This window comes from Oceanicola sp. 22II-s10i, assembly GCF_002210105.1.
In the GTDB taxonomy this organism is placed as follows: Bacteria; Pseudomonadota; Alphaproteobacteria; order Rhodobacterales; family Rhodobacteraceae; genus Pseudooceanicola.
Window position 1 is genome coordinate 193,865 of the sequence record NZ_AQQU01000004.1, and the last position, 16,844, is coordinate 210,708.

Annotated in this window: 20 protein-coding genes; 14 read left to right on the plus strand and 6 right to left on the minus strand. The window is 65.8% G+C overall.

From position 1 onward, the window contains the following. Window positions 1-40 precede the first annotated feature (40 nt). Together ATO6_RS12725 and ATO6_RS12730 are read left to right on the plus strand one after the other, a co-directional pair. Window positions 41-1,249 carry an SDR family NAD(P)-dependent oxidoreductase gene (locus tag ATO6_RS12725; protein ID WP_088624542.1) on the plus strand — a complete coding sequence of 403 codons (1,209 nt, stop codon included), beginning with the start codon at window positions 41-43 and terminating at the stop codon, window positions 1,247-1,249. Then, on the plus strand, window positions 1,249-1,980 hold the full coding sequence (locus ATO6_RS12730; RefSeq protein WP_088624389.1) for a carboxymuconolactone decarboxylase family protein: 732 nt from the start codon (window positions 1,249-1,251) through the stop codon (window positions 1,978-1,980). Before ATO6_RS12725 ends, ATO6_RS12730 begins: the two co-directional genes overlap by 1 nt. A 466-nt stretch (window positions 1,981-2,446) precedes the next feature. On the opposite strand, the gene ATO6_RS12735 is transcribed toward ATO6_RS12730, so the two are convergent. The 4 genes from ATO6_RS12735 to ATO6_RS12755 all read right to left on the minus strand — a co-directional run bounded on the left by ATO6_RS12735 (window position 2,447) and on the right by ATO6_RS12755 (window position 7,846). Then, on the minus strand, window positions 2,447-3,646 hold the full coding sequence (locus ATO6_RS12735) for an MFS transporter (protein WP_088624390.1): 1,200 nt from the start codon (window positions 3,644-3,646) through the stop codon (window positions 2,447-2,449). A 731-nt stretch (window positions 3,647-4,377) separates the two neighbouring features. Further along, window positions 4,378-5,463 carry an alpha/beta hydrolase gene (locus ATO6_RS12740; RefSeq protein WP_088624391.1) on the minus strand — a complete coding sequence of 362 codons (1,086 nt, stop codon included), beginning with the start codon at window positions 5,461-5,463 and terminating at the stop codon, window positions 4,378-4,380. Between the two features lie 801 nt (window positions 5,464-6,264). Beyond that, entirely contained in the window at window positions 6,265-7,584 is a 1,320-nt protein-coding gene (locus ATO6_RS12750) for an MFS transporter (RefSeq protein ID WP_088624393.1), read from the minus strand. 7 nt (window positions 7,585-7,591) lie between these two features. Beyond that, the gene (locus tag ATO6_RS12755) at window positions 7,592-7,846 is read right to left on the minus strand and encodes a metal-sensing transcriptional repressor (RefSeq protein ID WP_088624394.1); all 255 of its coding nucleotides are present in this window, start codon (window positions 7,844-7,846) and stop codon (window positions 7,592-7,594) included. A gap of 118 nt (window positions 7,847-7,964) precedes the next feature. Here ATO6_RS12755 and ATO6_RS12760 point away from each other — a divergent pair, with 118 nt between their 5' ends. From ATO6_RS12760 to ATO6_RS12810, 12 genes are all read left to right on the plus strand, one after another. Then, on the plus strand, window positions 7,965-8,285 hold the full coding sequence (locus ATO6_RS12760) for a hypothetical protein (protein WP_141101993.1): 321 nt from the start codon (window positions 7,965-7,967) through the stop codon (window positions 8,283-8,285). 88 nt (window positions 8,286-8,373) lie between these two features. After that, window positions 8,374-9,063, plus strand: a complete 690-nt coding sequence (locus ATO6_RS12765; protein WP_176440921.1) for a HupE/UreJ family protein — start codon at window positions 8,374-8,376, stop codon at window positions 9,061-9,063. A 16-nt stretch (window positions 9,064-9,079) separates the two neighbouring features. After that, window positions 9,080-9,697: a transmembrane anchor protein gene (locus tag ATO6_RS12770; RefSeq protein ID WP_088624397.1), complete on the plus strand. Its 618-nt coding sequence runs from the start codon at window positions 9,080-9,082 to the stop codon at window positions 9,695-9,697. A gap of 106 nt (window positions 9,698-9,803) precedes the next feature. After that, entirely contained in the window at window positions 9,804-11,294 is a 1,491-nt protein-coding gene (locus ATO6_RS12775) for a fused MFS/spermidine synthase (protein WP_176440922.1), read from the plus strand. 164 nt (window positions 11,295-11,458) lie between these two features. Then, window positions 11,459-12,283: a DUF6692 family protein gene (locus ATO6_RS12780; RefSeq protein ID WP_088624398.1), complete on the plus strand. Its 825-nt coding sequence runs from the start codon at window positions 11,459-11,461 to the stop codon at window positions 12,281-12,283. Between the two features lie 10 nt (window positions 12,284-12,293). After that, the gene (locus ATO6_RS25595; RefSeq protein ID WP_369597067.1) at window positions 12,294-12,434 is read left to right on the plus strand and encodes a hypothetical protein; all 141 of its coding nucleotides are present in this window, start codon (window positions 12,294-12,296) and stop codon (window positions 12,432-12,434) included. 30 nt (window positions 12,435-12,464) lie between these two features. Next, window positions 12,465-12,830 carry a hypothetical protein gene (locus ATO6_RS12785; protein ID WP_369597068.1) on the plus strand — a complete coding sequence of 122 codons (366 nt, stop codon included), beginning with the start codon at window positions 12,465-12,467 and terminating at the stop codon, window positions 12,828-12,830. A 65-nt stretch (window positions 12,831-12,895) separates the two neighbouring features. Then, a complete protein-coding gene (locus ATO6_RS12790) occupies window positions 12,896-13,228 on the plus strand; it encodes a hypothetical protein (RefSeq protein ID WP_141101994.1) in 333 nt (110 codons plus the stop codon). An 85-nt stretch (window positions 13,229-13,313) separates the two neighbouring features. Next, complete coding sequence (locus ATO6_RS12795) at window positions 13,314-13,742, plus strand: cytochrome c (protein ID WP_088624400.1); 429 nt, start codon at window positions 13,314-13,316, stop codon at window positions 13,740-13,742. A gap of 40 nt (window positions 13,743-13,782) precedes the next feature. Continuing rightward, the gene (locus ATO6_RS12800; RefSeq protein WP_254919150.1) at window positions 13,783-15,132 is read left to right on the plus strand and encodes a multicopper oxidase family protein; all 1,350 of its coding nucleotides are present in this window, start codon (window positions 13,783-13,785) and stop codon (window positions 15,130-15,132) included. Window positions 15,133-15,156: 24 nt separating this feature from the next. Beyond that, complete coding sequence (locus tag ATO6_RS12805) at window positions 15,157-15,591, plus strand: cytochrome c (protein WP_088624402.1); 435 nt, start codon at window positions 15,157-15,159, stop codon at window positions 15,589-15,591. After that, window positions 15,588-16,016, plus strand: a complete 429-nt coding sequence (locus ATO6_RS12810; protein ID WP_088624403.1) for a cytochrome c — start codon at window positions 15,588-15,590, stop codon at window positions 16,014-16,016. The genes ATO6_RS12805 and ATO6_RS12810 overlap by 4 nt, the downstream gene beginning before the upstream one ends. 21 nt (window positions 16,017-16,037) lie before the next feature. Here ATO6_RS12810 and ATO6_RS12815 read toward each other — a convergent pair whose 3' ends face one another. Both ATO6_RS12815 and ATO6_RS12820 read right to left on the minus strand, forming a co-directional pair. Further along, window positions 16,038-16,340 carry an SHOCT domain-containing protein gene (locus tag ATO6_RS12815; RefSeq protein WP_088624404.1) on the minus strand — a complete coding sequence of 101 codons (303 nt, stop codon included), beginning with the start codon at window positions 16,338-16,340 and terminating at the stop codon, window positions 16,038-16,040. A 148-nt stretch (window positions 16,341-16,488) separates the two neighbouring features. Next, on the minus strand, window positions 16,489-16,794 hold the full coding sequence (locus ATO6_RS12820) for a copper-binding protein (protein ID WP_088624405.1): 306 nt from the start codon (window positions 16,792-16,794) through the stop codon (window positions 16,489-16,491). Window positions 16,795-16,844 lie beyond the last annotated feature (50 nt).

The following is a 16,844-nucleotide window of genomic DNA, read 5'->3' on the forward strand; positions in this document are numbered from 1 at the left end:
TTTGGCGTCCCGGCCCCGGCGGAACAATGGGATGGGACATATGACAGGTGTCGTGATCACGGGGGCCGCATCGGGCCTTGGACGGGCGGCGGCGGCCAGCTTTGCTAGGGCGGGCGCCCGCGTCATGCTGATCGACCGGGATGAAGCGGGTCTGGCCGAGGTGCTGGCGGCGCTGCCGGAGACCGCGGCCGGGCCGCACATGGCGATGACCGTCGACCTGGTGCAGGGCGCGGAGCGCCTGACGGTGCCGGAGGACTTCGGCGAGATCGACGCACTGATCAACAACGCCGGCATCTCGGACGACAGCGGCACGCTTCTGACCGATCAGCCGTTTTCGCAGCTGGATCGGCTGCTTTCGCTCAACCTGCGCGCACCGGCACAGGTGTTCGAGGCGCTGTCCCCGCGCTTTGCCAAGGGTGCGCGCGTGGTGAACGTCGCGTCGGGTGCCGCCTTGCGGGCCGTGCCGTTCCGCAGTGCCTACAGCCCCAGCAAGGCGGGTGTGCTGGGCATGACCCGAGCGCTTGCGGCGCAGCGGCCCGACCTCACGGTCACCGCCTTGTGCCCCGGCATGGTGCGCACGGCGCTGGTGGAAAAGCTGATCGCCAGCGGCCAGCTCGACATGGTGCGCGCGACGGCGCGGATCGCGCTCGGCCGGCTCGGCCAGCCAGAGGATCTGGCCGAGGCGATGGTCTTTCTCGCCAGCCCCGAGGCGGCGGCGATGCACGGCGGGCAGCTCTGCGTCGATGGCGGATCGTCCGTCTATGGCGGCACGTATGGATATGCGCCGGGCGGGCGCGCGGCGCTGCCGCTGGACGCAGCGGCGGCGTGGTCGCTTCGGAACGCGGGCCCCGAAGATGAACCGCTGGCGGCAACCAACGCGGCTGCGCCCTATGCTGCGGTGATCGACGCCGGCCCCCTTCATTCCCCTCCGGGCGCCCGGCTGGAGGCCGTCCACGCCGCAGCCAGCGCCTTTGCCGCCGACCATCCGCAGGACGCCAGTCTGACGTTGATCCTGCCGCCGGACGATCCGGCTGCCCCGTATGCCGCGCAGGGGGATCTTGCCGGGGCGCGTATGCTGGTCGCCACGCTGGCCTGCGAACTGGGCGCCAGCGGGCGCCGGGTGAATGCCGTTCAGCCCACGGGTCTGCGGCTGGACCGTGACGCGATGGAGGTCGCCACCTTCCTCGGCGGCACGCGGGCGCAGTTCGTAACCGGGCAGACGGTGCCGTTGAAACGCGGGGGCACGTGATGGCCGGGCTTTCAGCCGAACAGGAAGCGGTCAAGGCCCGGTTCATCGAGGATCGCGGTTACTGGCGGCCATGGTGCGACACGCTGCTGGAAATCGACCCCGGTTTCCTTACCGCCTATTCAGGTTACGCGGCGTATCCCGCGCGCAACGGGCCGTTGTCCGGTCGCATGGTCGAGCTGATCTATGTCGCCGCCGACACCTCGGCCACGCATCTCTTTCAGCCGGGTCTACTTACCCATCTCGTCAAGGCGCGCGAGGAAGGTGCCACTGTGGCCGATGTGCTGGATGTCTTGAGCATCGTGGCCACGCAGGGGCTGGACGCCGTTTATGCCGGCGCGGCGATCCTTGCGGAGGAAGCGGGCATTGCCCCCTCCGACGTCCTGCCTGCCCCCCTGTCAGACCGGATCGCGTCGCAGCCGGCGATCCCGCCCGCGGCGGCGCAGGTTCTGGCGCGGCTGGATCGGGGCTATCTCGACGCGGTGCTGGACCTGCTGTCGCATCGCGGGACCGACGGGGGGCTGAGCTCGGGTGAGAAGGCGTTGATCCGCATTGCGCTGGCCGGGTGTTTCACCGGCTACGATGCGGTCGCTCTGCGCCAGGCCATCCGTTGCGCGCTTGACGCCGGTGTGTCGCCGGCGGAGGTCCTACAGGCGATCCAGCAGGGCGCGCACCTGTCCGTCCACGGGACATCGCTGGGCATCTCCAACCTGAGGGACGCGGGATTCCTGTAGGATATCGCTGCGCGGCGGTTCGGGCGGCTGGAGTGAGACGCGCTGAAAGCGGGTGACGTGGTATACGGGGGCCGACGGTTCGTGCCTGCGCTGAAACGGTTGCTGGACGGTCGGAGAGATCGACGGGTTCAGGCCGGAGACATTATGAGCGTCGCCGGACCACGCGCCATGACCGCCACGCCGATCAGTGCGTTGCTCCCGATGATGGTCGATGGTGATGTCGGTGCGGTGCCGGTCATCGAACACGACTCGGTTTCCTCACCCGAACGGACCTGATCGCGGCGCTTGCCAGAAGCGTCATGAGGCGGGTGTTAAACAGCGCGATTATCATCACGCCAAGCCGGGTCATGTTCGGAACGTTCTCTGTCGGCCTGCGGAAATCAGGACCACGCCATCAGCCAAGCTCTCTCCGACCTCTCGATGCGCAATCGACGGCGGTCGCACCGGAACCGCCAATCGCCCCGGCCTACCTCACGCGACGTTCCTCGATCGGCGGCAGGAACCAGACGGCGAGCCCCGCGAGGGGCAGAAAGGCGCAGAGCCGGTAGACCTGCTCGACCCCGTAGCTGTCCGCAACGACCCCGAGCAGCGCCGCAGCGATCCCGCCGAGGCCGAAGTTCAGGCCGTAGAACAGGCCTCCGATCAGGCCGATGCGGTTCGGCAGCAGGTCCATCGCGTAGATCAGGATCGAGGCGAAGGCGCTGGCCATGATCAGGTTGATCGCCACCGTCAGCACGCCGGTCCAGAACAGGTCGGCATAGGGCAGGATCAGCGTCAAAGGCAGCGGCCCCAGCACCGAGATCCAGATGATCTGCCGCCGCCCGATCGCATCGCCCACGACGCCGCCGATCAGCACGCCGACCGCCGCCGCCATCAGGAACAGGAACAGCATCATCTGCGACGCGGGGATCGACAGGCCGAACTTTTCGATCAGATAGAATGTGTAGAAGGAGCGGAAACTCTCGCCATAGGTGTTCTTGGTGAACATGAGGAAGGTGAGGACGATCAGTCCGATTGCGATCGTGGCGGCGCTGTGCTCGGGGGAGGGGGCCTCGGCCCGGCGGCGGGCCGAGCGGTCCGTGAACTCCGCCCGGATCCGCTTCTGCTGCCTGCCGATCCAGGTCAGCAGCGCCATCGCGAGCAGCGCGAGTACCGCGAACCAGGCGAGGCTCGGCTGGCCCCACGGCACGATGATCAACGCGGCGAAGACGGGCCCGAGTGCGCCGCCCGACTGTCCGCCCACCTGGAATATCCCCTGCGCCAGCCCCTGCCGGTCACCTGCCGCGTAGCGCGCCATGCGTGTCGCCTCGGGGTGGAAGATCGAGGATCCGATGCCGATCAGCGCGACCGCGACGAGGATTGCGGCGTAACTTCCGGCGAAGGCCAGGCAGACCAGCCCGGACAGGGTGAAAGCCATGCCGACGACCGGCGAATAGGGCGCCGGATAGCGGTCCGTCACCATCCCCATCACCGGTTGCAGCAGCGATCCGGCGATCTGGAAGGTCAGCGTGATCAGGCCGATCTGCACGAAGTCGAGCCCGTAGGCCTCCTTCAGGATCGGATAGGCAGCCGGGATGAGCGACTGCATGAGATCGTTCAGAAGATGCGTCGCGCCGAGCGCGGTGAGCACAACGACGTAGGTCCGGGCAGGCGTGGCGATGGTCAAGGCAATCACTTGTAGTTGGTTGTGGCGGAGTATGCCTCCAACGGCCGACGCTACAAGTGTGATGAAGAAGAGACAGGACCGGCTCCGCGTGGCGGCATGGATGCTGTCGTCGCTTTGCATGCGCGGGGTGGCGCGCTGCGGTTATCCGCAACGAAGGTTTTTTCCAAATACAGTGAATGAAGGCAGTTGGCCCCGATCTCGACAGGTTCGGCAAACCCGCAGATTGTGGGAGACCTTTTGGGAGAGCCGAGTTGTCCCGGCACTGGTGGCTCATGCGTTCAAGCAGCCAGGCTGCACCTGACGCCATCCGAGACACGAGCGTGACATCCCCAAGACGCGGATTCACTGTCCGCCACGGGTCGGTGGGCAATGGACGGCACCTTGTTCGCGAAAAACACAAGTCGATGAGCGTCGCTTTCGTAACGATGGCGAAGGCCAGCTTCCGGATGCACCGGATGTGCCATGATCTCGGCGTCGGCCTGATCGCCCTGGCTCGACGGCCTTGGGAAAGGAGCTGGCCGCTTTCCACAGAATACGCGCCAGTCTAACCTTCAGTGCAAATGACCACGGTCATCGGCGCGATTGCCGCGAACCCGGATCGCGCCCGCGTTCAAATTGAGCAAAGTCCCGTCCCGTTTCAGGCAGATTGGTTACGGCCGGAAACGGTTTGATCGAGATATGTGGGCGCGAAAAAGCCGGGCGCGTGGCCCGGCTTTTTGCGGTGCGTCAGATCAGGCCAGGTGGCCTTCGAAGAAGCTTTGCAGCTTGTCGAAGGGGATGATGTCAGTTTGGTCATAGAGATCGACGTGATCGGCGCCCTCGATGATCATCAGCTCCTTCGGTTCAGCCGCCGCGGCATAGGCATCTTCGCTGAAGTAGCGCGAGTGCGCCTCGGACCCTGCGATGATCAGCGCCGGACGGGGCGAGATCTCGTCGATGTAGGTAAGCTGCGGCATGTTCATGAAGGAGATCGCCGAGGTGACGTTCCAGCCGCCGTTGGAGTTCACCGAGCGGGGGTGATAGCCGCGATCGGTCTTGTAGTAGTTGTAATACATGGTGATGACCGGGTCATCGATGCCGTCCAGCGTATCCGGCAGACCGCCGGCCAGCGCGGGCGGGCCGTCCGAGGCCGCGTCTTCCCAGCGTTGTTCGCTGAGGCGGGTCAGCAGTTCCGTGCGCTGCTCAAGGGTCATCGCGTCGTAGTAGCCCTGTGCGTTGACGCGGGACATGTCGTACATGCTGGTCACGGCCACCGCCTTCACGCGCTTGTCGGCGGCAACGGCATTCAGTGCAAGGCCGGCCCAGCCGCAGACACCCAGCACGCCGATACGCTCGCGGTCGACCGCCTCGTGCAGGCCGAGGAAATCGACAGCCGCCATGAAGTCTTCGCTGTTGATGTCGGGCGAGGCGACATAGCGCGGCTCACCGCCGCTTTCGCCGGTGTAGGAGCCGTCGAAGGCCAGCGCGACGAAGCCGCGTTCGGCCATCGTCTGGGCGTAGAGGCCCGATGCCTGTTCCTTCACCGCGCCGAAGGGGCCCGCGACGGCCAGTGCGGGCATCGTGCCCTCGGGACGGTCGGCGGGGATGTAGAGATCGCCCACCAGTTCGATGCCGTAGCGGTTGGTGAAACTCACCTTGGAGTGCTCGACCGCGTCGCTTTTCGGGAAGGTCTTGTCCCAGTCGCCGGCGTCCTGCGCCCAAGCGGCCTTGCCGGCGAGCGCGCCAGCACCGAGGGCGGCGGCACCGACGCCAGCGGTGACAAGCAGCGAGCGGCGTGCGGGATCGGTCGGGTCACTCTTGTTGATGTCGTCAGACATGTCCGTATCCTTTGTTGGTGGTTGTGAACATGATCTGGGGCGTGGGCGGAGATGCATTAGAGTGCATAATTCGATTGCAAAAATGAGCCGGATTAATAAGTGGCGGCACCGTTCCACCGGTGCTGTTCGAGCGCCCCGCGCCCTGTCCCGACCGAGGCTCTCTGCGATCAGAGCGTCGAGCTTGGCCATGAGGGCATACCGGAACCCGGTGTCGGTGGTTTTGCCGTCCGGTTTCCGGGCCTTCATGCGGCGCCGGTATTCGCCTGACATCTGCGCCGCAGCGCAATCGCCGGTGGCCAGCCTGGCCTGCGCGTGATGCGCCAGCTCAAGCGGGGCGGGCGCAGAGGCCCTCCCATCCATGTCTGCACCCAGCCCGAATCGACCGTGTCGCACAGCACCTCCGGCCAGCGCCGTGCCAGCGCGTCATCGTGGCGGTAGGACATGCTGCTGCCGGTGAAGATCAGCCGATGCGCCGGCATGCTTTGCGACAGCAGCTAGGGCGAGCACCTGAAGCCGTTCCTCCGCCGAGGAGAACAGACTTCCATTCCCCGCCTACGATTTGAAGACTGTCGCCCGACGAACCGCATCACGCTGATTTCTATCGGGGTGCAGAGCCCCGGCTTGAGATCGATTGGCGCAGTGAGCCGTCGCGAAACCACGTGGACCAGGTCACCCAACATCTGGATTTAAGACGTCAAGGATGGCCGACTTCCGAAAAGGGCACAGCGAGTGTCACTGCGTGACCGCTTCCGGCCCCAAGCATCCACTGGCGAACTCGAAACGGAATGTCCGCTTTGCCACTCAGAAATGCGTCGCCCACTTCGGGTGCCGGTCGTCGATGACGAGCACATGCGTGTGCCTGCGATGCCCTTGAAGATGCGGATGATCGGGCGGCAGGTTGTCGTGCGTATGCTCGACCTCGGGCGTGTCCCCGGCGGGCCAGAGCCGCAGTGCCGCGACGATCCCGGCACCGGCGACGGCTGCCAGCACGACCAGCGCGGCGACAGCGCCGAGCCGGGTCATCAGCCAGCCGGAGAGCGGGTAGCAGATCAGCCAGCAGGCGTGGGACAGGGCGAACTGGGCGGCGAAAACGGCCGGGCGATCCTCGGCATGGGCTGACCGGCGCAGGAGGCGGCCCGACGGAGTCAGGACCGCGGAATAGCCAAAGCCGATGGCCAGCCAGGCAGTCAGGAGCATGAGCCAGGAGAGGCCGAGGGCGGACATTGCCACCGCGAGGGCGAGAAGGACCGCGACCATCACAACCGAACCGGCGACCATCACCGGACGATCCGGCAGACGGTCCAGCAGGCGTGGCAGGATCAGCGCCGCAGCCATCGACCCGGCGCCGAAGGCGAACATCGTCCAGGCCAGGGCGGAGTCGGACAGGCCAAGCATTCCCCTTACCAGAACGACTGAGTTCACCAGGACCATCGCTCCCGCCGCGGCGACCGCAAGGTTCAGCGCAAGCAGTCCGCGCAGGCGCGGGGTGGCAAGGTAGATGCGGATGCCGCGGGTGGTGCGGTCGTAGATGCCGCGCGGCTCGGACGGCTTGGGGCTCGGGAGCATGACGGACACGACGAGCAGCGCCGAACCGACGAACCCGACGACCGTTCCGAGGAAGAGCGCGTTGTAGCTCATCACCGCCAGCAGGAGGGCGGCGAGGGTCGGGCTGACGATATTCTCCATGTCATACGCGAGGCGCGAGAGGGACAGCGCGCGGGTGTAGCGCTCCTCCTCGGGCAGGACATCGGGGATGGTCGCCTGGAAGGTCGGCGTGAACGCGGCCGAGGCGGATTGCAGCAGGAAAATCAGGGCGTAGACCTGCCAGACTTCGGTGACGAAAGGCAGCGCCAGCGCGCATCCGGCCCGCACAAGGTCGAGCGCCACGAGCAGCGCGCGCCGGTTCACCCGGTCGGCGAAGGCTCCGGCGACCGGGGCGACGCCGACATAGGCGACCATCTTGATCGTGAAGACGGTGCCCAGCACCATCGCCGCCCCGTCTCCGGCCAGGTCATAGGCCAGCAACCCGAGCGCCACCGTCGCCAGCCCGGTGCCGAGCAGCGCGACGATCTGCGCCAGGAACAGGTGCCGGTAGGTGCGGTCGGCGAGGATGCTGAGCATGGAAACCTCAGAGGAAGCGGGAGATGGCCTTCAGCTCGTCACGGTCGGCCGCGCCATCGGTCAGACAGTGGTCCATGTGGTCATGGATCAGGGCCTGCTTGGCGTTGCGGATCGCGCTTTCGACGGCCTGCAACTGCTGGGCGATGTCGAGGCAGGGCTTGCCGTCCTCGATCATCGCGGTGACCGCGCGCAGGTGGCCCTCGGCGCGTTTCAGCCGCGTCACGATCTTGGGGTGGGTTGCATGGGTGTGGCCGGATGTCATAGGGTATGGGTAACCCCCCGGGGGGGATAACTCAAGATGGTGCGCAAAGCGCCCGAAAGTGGATGGCAACAGGCGGATGAGGCCGGGACGCGTATTCCTGACGATCTTGCGGAACGGCATGGCAGCAATGCTGTGCCTGTCGCTGCTTGTCTGGACGATCCAGCCGGTCGCCTCTCATGTGCCTGCCGTGCTGGACGTTCTGGCCGAGCATGCGCAGATGGTCGAGGCGCATGGCCACAGCCATGGCCTCGAGGAAGACTTGGCCTGGGCCATGCACGGCCACAGCCACGACAAGGCCGATCACGACCACAGTTCCGCGGTGCTGACGGGCGCGCCCGCCCTGCACTGGACCCCGGTCGAACGGAGCGCCGATGCCGCGCTGCCGACAGACTGGCGATCGACCCCCACAGCCCCCCACGACCGACCTCCGCGCGCGTGACGCCGGGCCTGCGGGCCCGTTCCGTCCAATCGCAACGCATATCGGAGATCTCTCAATGATCGCACCTTCGCAGGATGCGGCCCGGGCCATGAGGCGCCCGAGCATCGCACTCCTGATCTTCACCCTTCTCATGCTCTGCGCCACGCAGGCCATGGCCCACAATGTCACCGAGGGTGACGCGGGCTATATCCAGGAAATCTGGGGGGTGAACCTCATTCCCTTCATGTATCTCGGCGCCAAGCACATGGTCACCGGATACGACCACATCCTGTTCTTGCTGGGCGTGGTGTTCTTCCTCTACAAGATGCAGCACGTGGCGATCTACGTGTCGCTCTTCGCCCTCGGGCATTCGACGACCATGCTGCTCGGCGTCTGGTTCGGCTGGGGCGTGAACGCCTATTTCATCGACGCAATCATCGGCCTGTCGGTGGTCTACAAGGCGCTCGACAACCTCGGCGCTTACCAGCGCTGGTTCGGATATCAACCGAACACCAAGGCCGCGACGCTGATCTTCGGCTTCTTCCACGGGCTCGGCCTGGCGACGAAGATCCTCGACTACGACATCGCCTCGGAGGGCCTCGTGCCCAACCTGCTGGCGTTCAATGTCGGTGTCGAGCTGGGCCAGATCATGGCCCTCGCGGTGATCCTGATCGCCATGGGCTGGTGGCGCCGCCAGCCGTCCTTCTGGCGCCACGCCTACACGGCCAATGTCGTGATGATGTCCTTGGGGTTCATCCTCATGGGCTATCAGCTGACCGGCCTGTTCCTCACTTCCTGACATCACGGAGATACCCATGCACAACGCACAGAAACCCGCGCTCGAAGACCTGCCCACCACGCGGCAGCTGCTGAAATCCACCGCCATCGCGGCCGCCTCGGCCGTCGTGATCCTAGTCACCGTGGTGCTACCCGCCGAATACGGGATCGACCCGACCCGCGTGGGTGGTGTCCTCGGACTGACCGAGATGGGCGAGATCAAGCAGCAGCTGGCGGAAGAGAAGCGGCTGGACGAGATGAGCATGGTCGATGCGCGCCCGAGCCTCTGGGCGGATCTGGCCGGGCTCTTCGTCGGCAGCGCCGCCGCGCAGGACGCGCCGGAATGGCGGGACGAGACGATCTTCATGCTGGCCCCCGGCGAATCCGCCGAGTGGAAGATGGAGATGACCGAAGGCCAGGTCGCGCAATACCGCATGACGGTCGAGGGCGGACGGGTGAACTTCGACCTGCACGGCCACGGCGGCGGCAAGTCCGTCACCTACGAGAAAGGCCGGGGATCGACCGGCGAGGAGGGTGAGATCACGGCCGCCTTCGACGGCGATCACGGCTGGTTCTGGCGGAACCGGGACAGCAGTGTCGTGACCGTCACGGTCCAGGTCCGCGGTGATTACCAGGTGTTCAAGGACGCCAGCTGATGCATTTCAGCGGGGCCCGAAAGGGTCCCGCTGGCTTTTGAGTTTTGTTGGCGGGTTCTCGGGGCATTCGGCGCCCACAAACGGTCTTGCGCCGCCATCGGACTATATGGCGCGGAGGACACGCGCCCGACATGAGCTTAAGGAGGCCACCATCCGTTTTCCGATCACCATCCTCCTGATCCTCGTCCTGTCCGCCGTCGGTCTGACCTACGAGATTGCGGCCGGTCGCGTCCTCGCGCCGTTCTTCGGAACCTCGCTTCTGACCTGGACCACCGTCATCGCCACGGTGCTGGGCGGCTTTTCCCTCGGCAGCGCCCTGGGCGGTTTCGTGGCCGAGCGTCCTCGGGTCATCGCCATCCGGAATGTCCGCAACGCGCTGATCGCGACGGCGGTGCTGATGGCCGTGTCGCCGACGCTTCTCGGCACATTGCATGCCTCGGGCGCGCGGGGCACCTGGGGCATGATCATCACCGTGCTGGTGGTCTTCTTCCCGGCCTCCGTCGCCGTGACCCTGCCGTCGCCCATGCTGGCCAAGCTCGCCATCGAGGCGCGGCCGGGGCGCGAGGGATCGTCGCTCGGCATCGTTATGGCCGCCGGATCGGTCGGTGCCATCTTCGGCGCCATCCTCGCGGGCTTCGTCACGCTTCCGCTGATCGGCTCGACCATGACCTTCGCCGCCTGCGGTGCGGTGGCGCTCCTCTGCCTGCCGTTCCTGCGGGGCGGCGAGAAAGGCAACAAGGGCATCACCGTTGCCGCAGCCGGTTTCGTCGCCTTCGCGGGGCTCGCAGGCGCGCCGTCCTGCCAGTTCGAATCCGGTCTCTCCTGCCTCCATGTGGATGAGCGCGGGCCGGAGGTGCGGCTGATCTCGGACGGCATCATGCAGGCCTCCGAACGGCGCGTCCTGCCCGACGCTGCCGACGACACCGTCGGCCTCGGCCTCAGCTACACCGAATGGCTCTGGTCCCGGATGCAGCGTGACCTCGGACCCGCGCCTTCGGTTCTGTTCATCGGCGGCGGGGGCTACACGCTTCCGACAAAACTGTTGGCCACGCGCCCCGACGCGACAGCGGTGGCCGTCGAGATCGACCCCCTGGTGACAGAGGTCGTCCGGGCGCACATGCCGCGCGCTGGCGAGATGATCGCGCGAACCGGCTACGATGAGTCCGGTTCTACGGAGGCCAACGGCCGCCTCGGCCTCGTGCATGCCGACGGCCGCGTCTATCTGAACGAGACGGACCGGCGCTTCGACGCCGTGGTGATGGACGCGTTTTCCTCCAACTCCGTCCCCGCGCATCTGGTCACCGTGGAGACCTTCGCCCGCCTGCGCGAGATCGTCGACGGACCGGTCTATGTGAACCTGATCGACCGCGAAGACGGCCCGCTGGCGCGCGGGGTGAACGCGATCCTGAGGGAGCTCTTCCCACATGTGGAGGTCGTCGACGGTGCATGGAACCGGCGGGATCGCGGGAACATACTGTTCGTCGCATCTCAAAAGCCGGTGCGCCCCTTGGCGGGCCTGCCGAAAGGCTACAGGCACACGTCGATTTCGGACGCGCGGGCGTTCACCGACGACAGAGGGTGGACCGGGCATCGCTGAGCGCGGACCTGAGCGGCGATACCAATCTCAACATCATTTCCGCGCGGTTCGTCTGAAGGAACTGGCCTTTTCAGCGTCCGAAATCTCGAAACCGAAGTGCTTTTTTCGGGAACATCCAGCAACTGGAAGGTTGTTGTTCTCCTGAGAACTTCAGGAGATTCCCGATGGCCTACACCCGCTTTTTCCTCATGATCGCGACCTCGACCCTGTTGATGTTCGGATTGATGTACCTGAACACCTACCTCGTCAGCCATGTTTTCTGGTCCGAAACCCGCGCCTACATGGCGCTGGTCATGGGCGCGGTCATGGCGTTCGTGATGCTGGCCTTCATGCTGGGCATGTATACGAACCGCGCCGCCAACATCGCCATCTTCGCGGGGTCCATCGTCGTCTTTGCCGGGGCACTCTGGCTCGTGCGCAGCCAGGTGACGGTGCAGGACCGGTCCTACATGAGTGCGATGATCCCGCACCATTCGATCGCGATCATGACCTCATCGCGCGCCGATCTGACGGACCCACGGGTGCGGAACCTGGCGGACAGCATCGTCTATGCGCAGGACAAGGAGATTGCCGAGATGCGGTATCTGCTTGCCGACATCGCGGCCAATGGCGAGGCGCACCCGGGACCTGCCGCGCCTGCGCCGGAGCTGATGGATGCTGCCCGGGCACTTTCGTCCGAGGTCGTCAGGACCGTCGACCCGGAGTTCCTGACCGAGGACGACATCGCCAAGGTCTTTCCCGACGGCGCCGCCTGTCGCTTCACCTACACCGAGACCAGCCCGCCGGTGCTTGTCACCGGCAGTGACAGCGCGCTGATCCGGATCAGCGGCGACCTCGTCCGGCTGGAGGCCGATGGCGACGGGTTTGTCGCCGACCCGCTGAGCGCGCAGGTCAACCAGACGGACGATGCGGACCTGCACGACCTGATCGTGACCGCCGGTCCCGACTACACCGCCGGGTTCCGCGGCCAGTTCACCTGCGCGAACTGAAGAGAGCGACATGTCCGGGGACACCAGGCAAACCGTCGCGGGCTCCCGCGTGGTTATGCCGGAGCACGCGCTCGGCTATGGCCTGAAGTCGAAGCATCTGCTCGAAACGCATGATTGCAAGGTGGAAGACCACGACCTCTGGGCCCGCTAAGAGACCGATGACCTCAGGCGAGGGCATAATGTGCAGACGACTTCGCACACCTTCGTCGACGGAAAGCGGATCGGCGGCCACGTCGAGGTGCGCATCTTCCTCGGGATCGACCTGCTGGCGAAGAGACGAGAGCGCTATGGTCTGGCGCTGGCGGGCATTCCTATGACGGCAGGGCTCCTGCCGTGGTTCACTGCCCCGCTCGCCCTCGCCATCGGGGCAATCGGCGCGGTGCGCGTCTTCACGGCGGTCTGCATCGACAAGCGCAAGCTCGAGTGCGTCTGCGTCGGCTGGGATTGGAATGTGCCTCTTAAGACAATCTTTCTGACGGAGAACCTGATGAGGCTCATGCGGGTCCGGATCGGCATTCGGTTCCTTGCCGGGCAAACCGGAATGTGACGCCCGCTCCGATTGACCTCTCCAACGGCATGGGGCCATACTCCGGCGACACGTCCGGAGGTCCTGTGCGGCATATCCTTGTCATCATCGCGTTGATCGTCACCGCCTGGGCGTTTCTGCCCGGCGCGGCGCAGGCGCATGGCATGCCGCATGCAGAGGCGGGCACCACGACCATGGATGGTGACTGCACCGGCTGTCCCGAAATGGGGGGTACGGGCGGTCACGCCTCGGGTATTGACTGCCACCATGGCGCGGGCTGCGGTCCGGCGGCCCATGCGATGCCAGTCTTTAATTCGTTTGCGGTGGATCCGGTCGCGGTGCGCAGCAGCCGCCCGGACGAAGCTCTGCAACTGGCGTCCGCCTTCCTGTCCAGAGACCTGCCACCTCCACGATCCTGAGCGCGCCAAAGCCGCGACTGCGACGCCGATCGCAGATCACCGATATGCCCGGCCGCAATGGCCGAGCCCTTCAGGATCATGACCCATGAGCAAGATCATTCCCGCCGCCCTGGCCGTCGTCGCCATTGCCGGCGGAGCCTTTTACCTCACCCGGCCCGGTGCGCCTGACCCCGGTGCACAGCCGGCCCAAGGCGAACCGCTCGTCTCGATCACGGTGCCCGACACTTTGTCCGCCGACGCCATCATCGGCCAGCGGGCCTTCGACGCGACCTGCGCCGCCTGCCACGGGGCCAGCGCTACCGGAAAGATGGGCTTTGGCCCGCCGCTGGTGCACAGGATCTACGAGCCGAACCACCATGCGGACATGGCCTTCGTATTGGCGGTCCAGAACGGCGTCCGGGCCCATCACTGGGCCTTCGGAGACATGCCCGCACAATCCGGCCTGACGAAGGCCGATGTCGGCGCGATCATTGCCTATGTTCGCGAGTTACAACGCGCCAACGGGATCGAGTGACATGACCCTACGCATGACACGACGTGCCTTCTGCGGTGCTATGGCCGGAACCGCTGGACTTGCCGCCCTGCCGGTGCGGGCGATGGCACCAAAGACGCTGACAGCCCGCGTCGCCACCGCCCAGATCGCACCGCCGAAATACGCTGCCACCGAAGTATGGACCTATGACGGCGCTTTGCCTGGCCCTGTCCTGCGCGTGCCGCAGGGCGGGCGCTTGGCCCGCCGGCTGGTGAACGACCTGTCTGTGCCGACCTCGATCCACTGGCACGGCATCCGTATCGACAATGCTATGGACGGTGTGGCCGGCCTGACGCAGGAGGCCGTGCCGCCGGGCGGAACCTTCGACTACGACTTCGCCGTGCCGGACGCCGGGACCTTTTGGTATCACGCCCATACCAACTCGTTTGAGCAGGTGGCCCGAGGCCTGTCCGGCGCGTTGATTGTCGAGGAACCGGATGCGCCGGAGGTCGACCGGGACGTTGTTCTGGTCCTCGACGACTGGCTGCTGAACCCCGAGGACGCGCAGTTCATGGAACCGTTCGGTCATCCGATGAGCCTTAGCCACGGCGGACGCCTCGGCAACCTGCTGGGCACCAACGGGACCTATGACTATGCCCGCGAGGTGAAGGCCAACGAGCGCCTCCGCCTGCGCCTGATCAACGCGAGCAATGCGCGGATCTTCGTGCTTCAACTGGCGGGCCTCGAAGGCTGGACGATCGCGCTGGACGGCATGCCTCTGCCCGCGCCGGAACCCGTGGAGGCGGAACTGATCCTCGCCCCCGCACAGCGTATCGACCTGATCGTCGATGTGACGGCAGACGTCGGGGAAACCGCGGCGCTCGTCAGGTTCGACGACGACCAGTGGCGGCCCCAGGCGCGGTTCCCGGTCGCTGGCACGGCATCTGCCACCCGGCGCGATGGCCCCGCCGCCTTGCCGCCAAACCCGAACATTGAGGTGCCGGGCATCGACAGTGCCCGGCGGCTCGACATGGCGATGGAGGGCGGGGCCATGGGGCGGATGTCCGGCGCCATGATGAACGGCCGCGCCATTGGCTTTCGCGAGATGGCAGGGCAGGGACAGTTCTGGGCGCTTGCAGGTCAGGTCGGCATGACCGACACGCCCTTTGCCAGCCTCGACCGGGGCGAGACCGTGCGCGTCAGGATGACCAACGAAACGGCCTTCGCCCACGCCATGCACCTGCACGGGATGCACTTCCGGCAGGTGGCGGAGGATGGCACCCTCGGCCCGATGCGCGACACGATCCTCAGCTATCCGGATGAACCGCTGGAGATCGCCTTTGTCGCCGACAACCCCGGCAAGTGGCTGTTCCACTGCCACATGCTCGGCCATGCCGCGTCGGGCATGACCACCTGGATCAATGTAACCTGACCCCCTCAACAGGAAGGAAATACCATGAAGAAATACATCGCCATCGCCCTGATCGTCTCCGGCACTGCGGCTTTCGCCCATAGCGGGGTGAAGGACCCTGATGTCATGAACCGGATGATGGGCATGTCGGAACTGGCCAAGCAGATGAAGGTCATCGGCGGCATGCACATGGGACAGGCCTCGTTCGATGCGGTGGCGGTCAATGCCGCGCTCGAGAAGATCGCCGAGGAAGCGTCCTACATTCCCTCGCTCTTCGAGAAAAAGGCCCTCGATCCCAAATCCGAGGCGCTGCCGGTGATCTGGGATGACTTCGCGACCTTCACGGCCCGCGCCGAGACGCTCCAGACCACGGCCGCGGGCTTTGCCGGGACGGTCGAAAGCTCCGGCGACCTGATGCAGGTCATGCATGAGATCGGAAGGGCCTGCGGCGCGTGCCACGCGGACTTCCGCGCGAAATGAGACTTGCGACGGTTCTGTTTGCCTGCGCCGCAACGGTCGCGCAGGCCGATCATCGGCTCACGGATCGTGACATCGAAGCTGGCGCCGCCCTCTATGCCGAGACCTGCGCCTCCTGCCACGGGGCCGATCTGGAGGGGCAGCCCGACTGGCGCACCCCCGGAGAGGACGGCATCCTTCCCGCGCCTCCGCATGATGTGTCCGGCCACACCTGGCACCACGACACACCCCTCTTGCTGGAGTACACGCTGAAGGGCGGTCAGGCCACGCTGGAGTCGCGGGGCGTGACCGGCTTCAAGAGCGGGATGCCTGCCTTCGAGAAGACGCTGACCGAAGACGAGGTGCTGGATATACTCGCCTTCATCCGGTCGACCTGGCCGGAACGCGCGCAGGAGGTTCAGAGCCAGCGGACACACGCCGCCGACTGAAAACCCGTGCGCACGTGCCGGTCAGCTGGCCAGCAGCTTCTTCCGGGCGGCGTAGTCCTCGGCGTCGATCTCGCCACGGGCGAACCGCATGTCGAGTTCCGCCAGCGCGCCAGGGGACTTGCCGCCCGTCGCTTGCCCGTCCATGCGTCGGACGAACCAGACGATCCCGGCCACGATCAGGCCAAGGACGATCAGCCAGAGGACCGGTCCGAACACCATGCCGGGACCGTAGCCATAGCCCCAGCCCATCATGTGATCATAGCCCTCAGGGTCCGCCATTGCCGGCTGGGCCACCAGGGCAAGGGGAAGTGCGAGACGTTTCATGTTACCCTCCGGGGTTGAGACATCGCACCATCACCGTCCGACGGAATGCTGCGAATTTCCTTGATCGAGCGCAACCACACGAGGTCGTGACATGAAAAGGGGCGCCCCGGCTTGCCGGAACGCCCCGCCGCATGTCTGGCCGGATGGATTACTCGGCCATGATCTCGGTGACGGTCAGCTTGCCTTTCACGCGGTCGGCCGTGAAGGCGATTTCCTGACCTTCGGACAGGCCCTCCAGCATTGCCGGATCGGCGACTTCAAAGACCATCGTCATCGCCTCCATGTCGAGATTCTCGAGCGGGCCGTGATCGATTGTCAGGCGCTTCCACTGGGTGTCGACCTTGGTGATCGTGCCCATGCTCATGCCCGCACCGCCATGATCGCCGGAATGGGTGCCTTCCGCGGTGGCGGTCGAGGCGAAGAGAGCAAACGCGAGGGTCATCAGGGTTTTCATCGGAGGAGTCCTTTCAAGACGAGAGGGGTCGCGCCCGGACAAGCCGGACG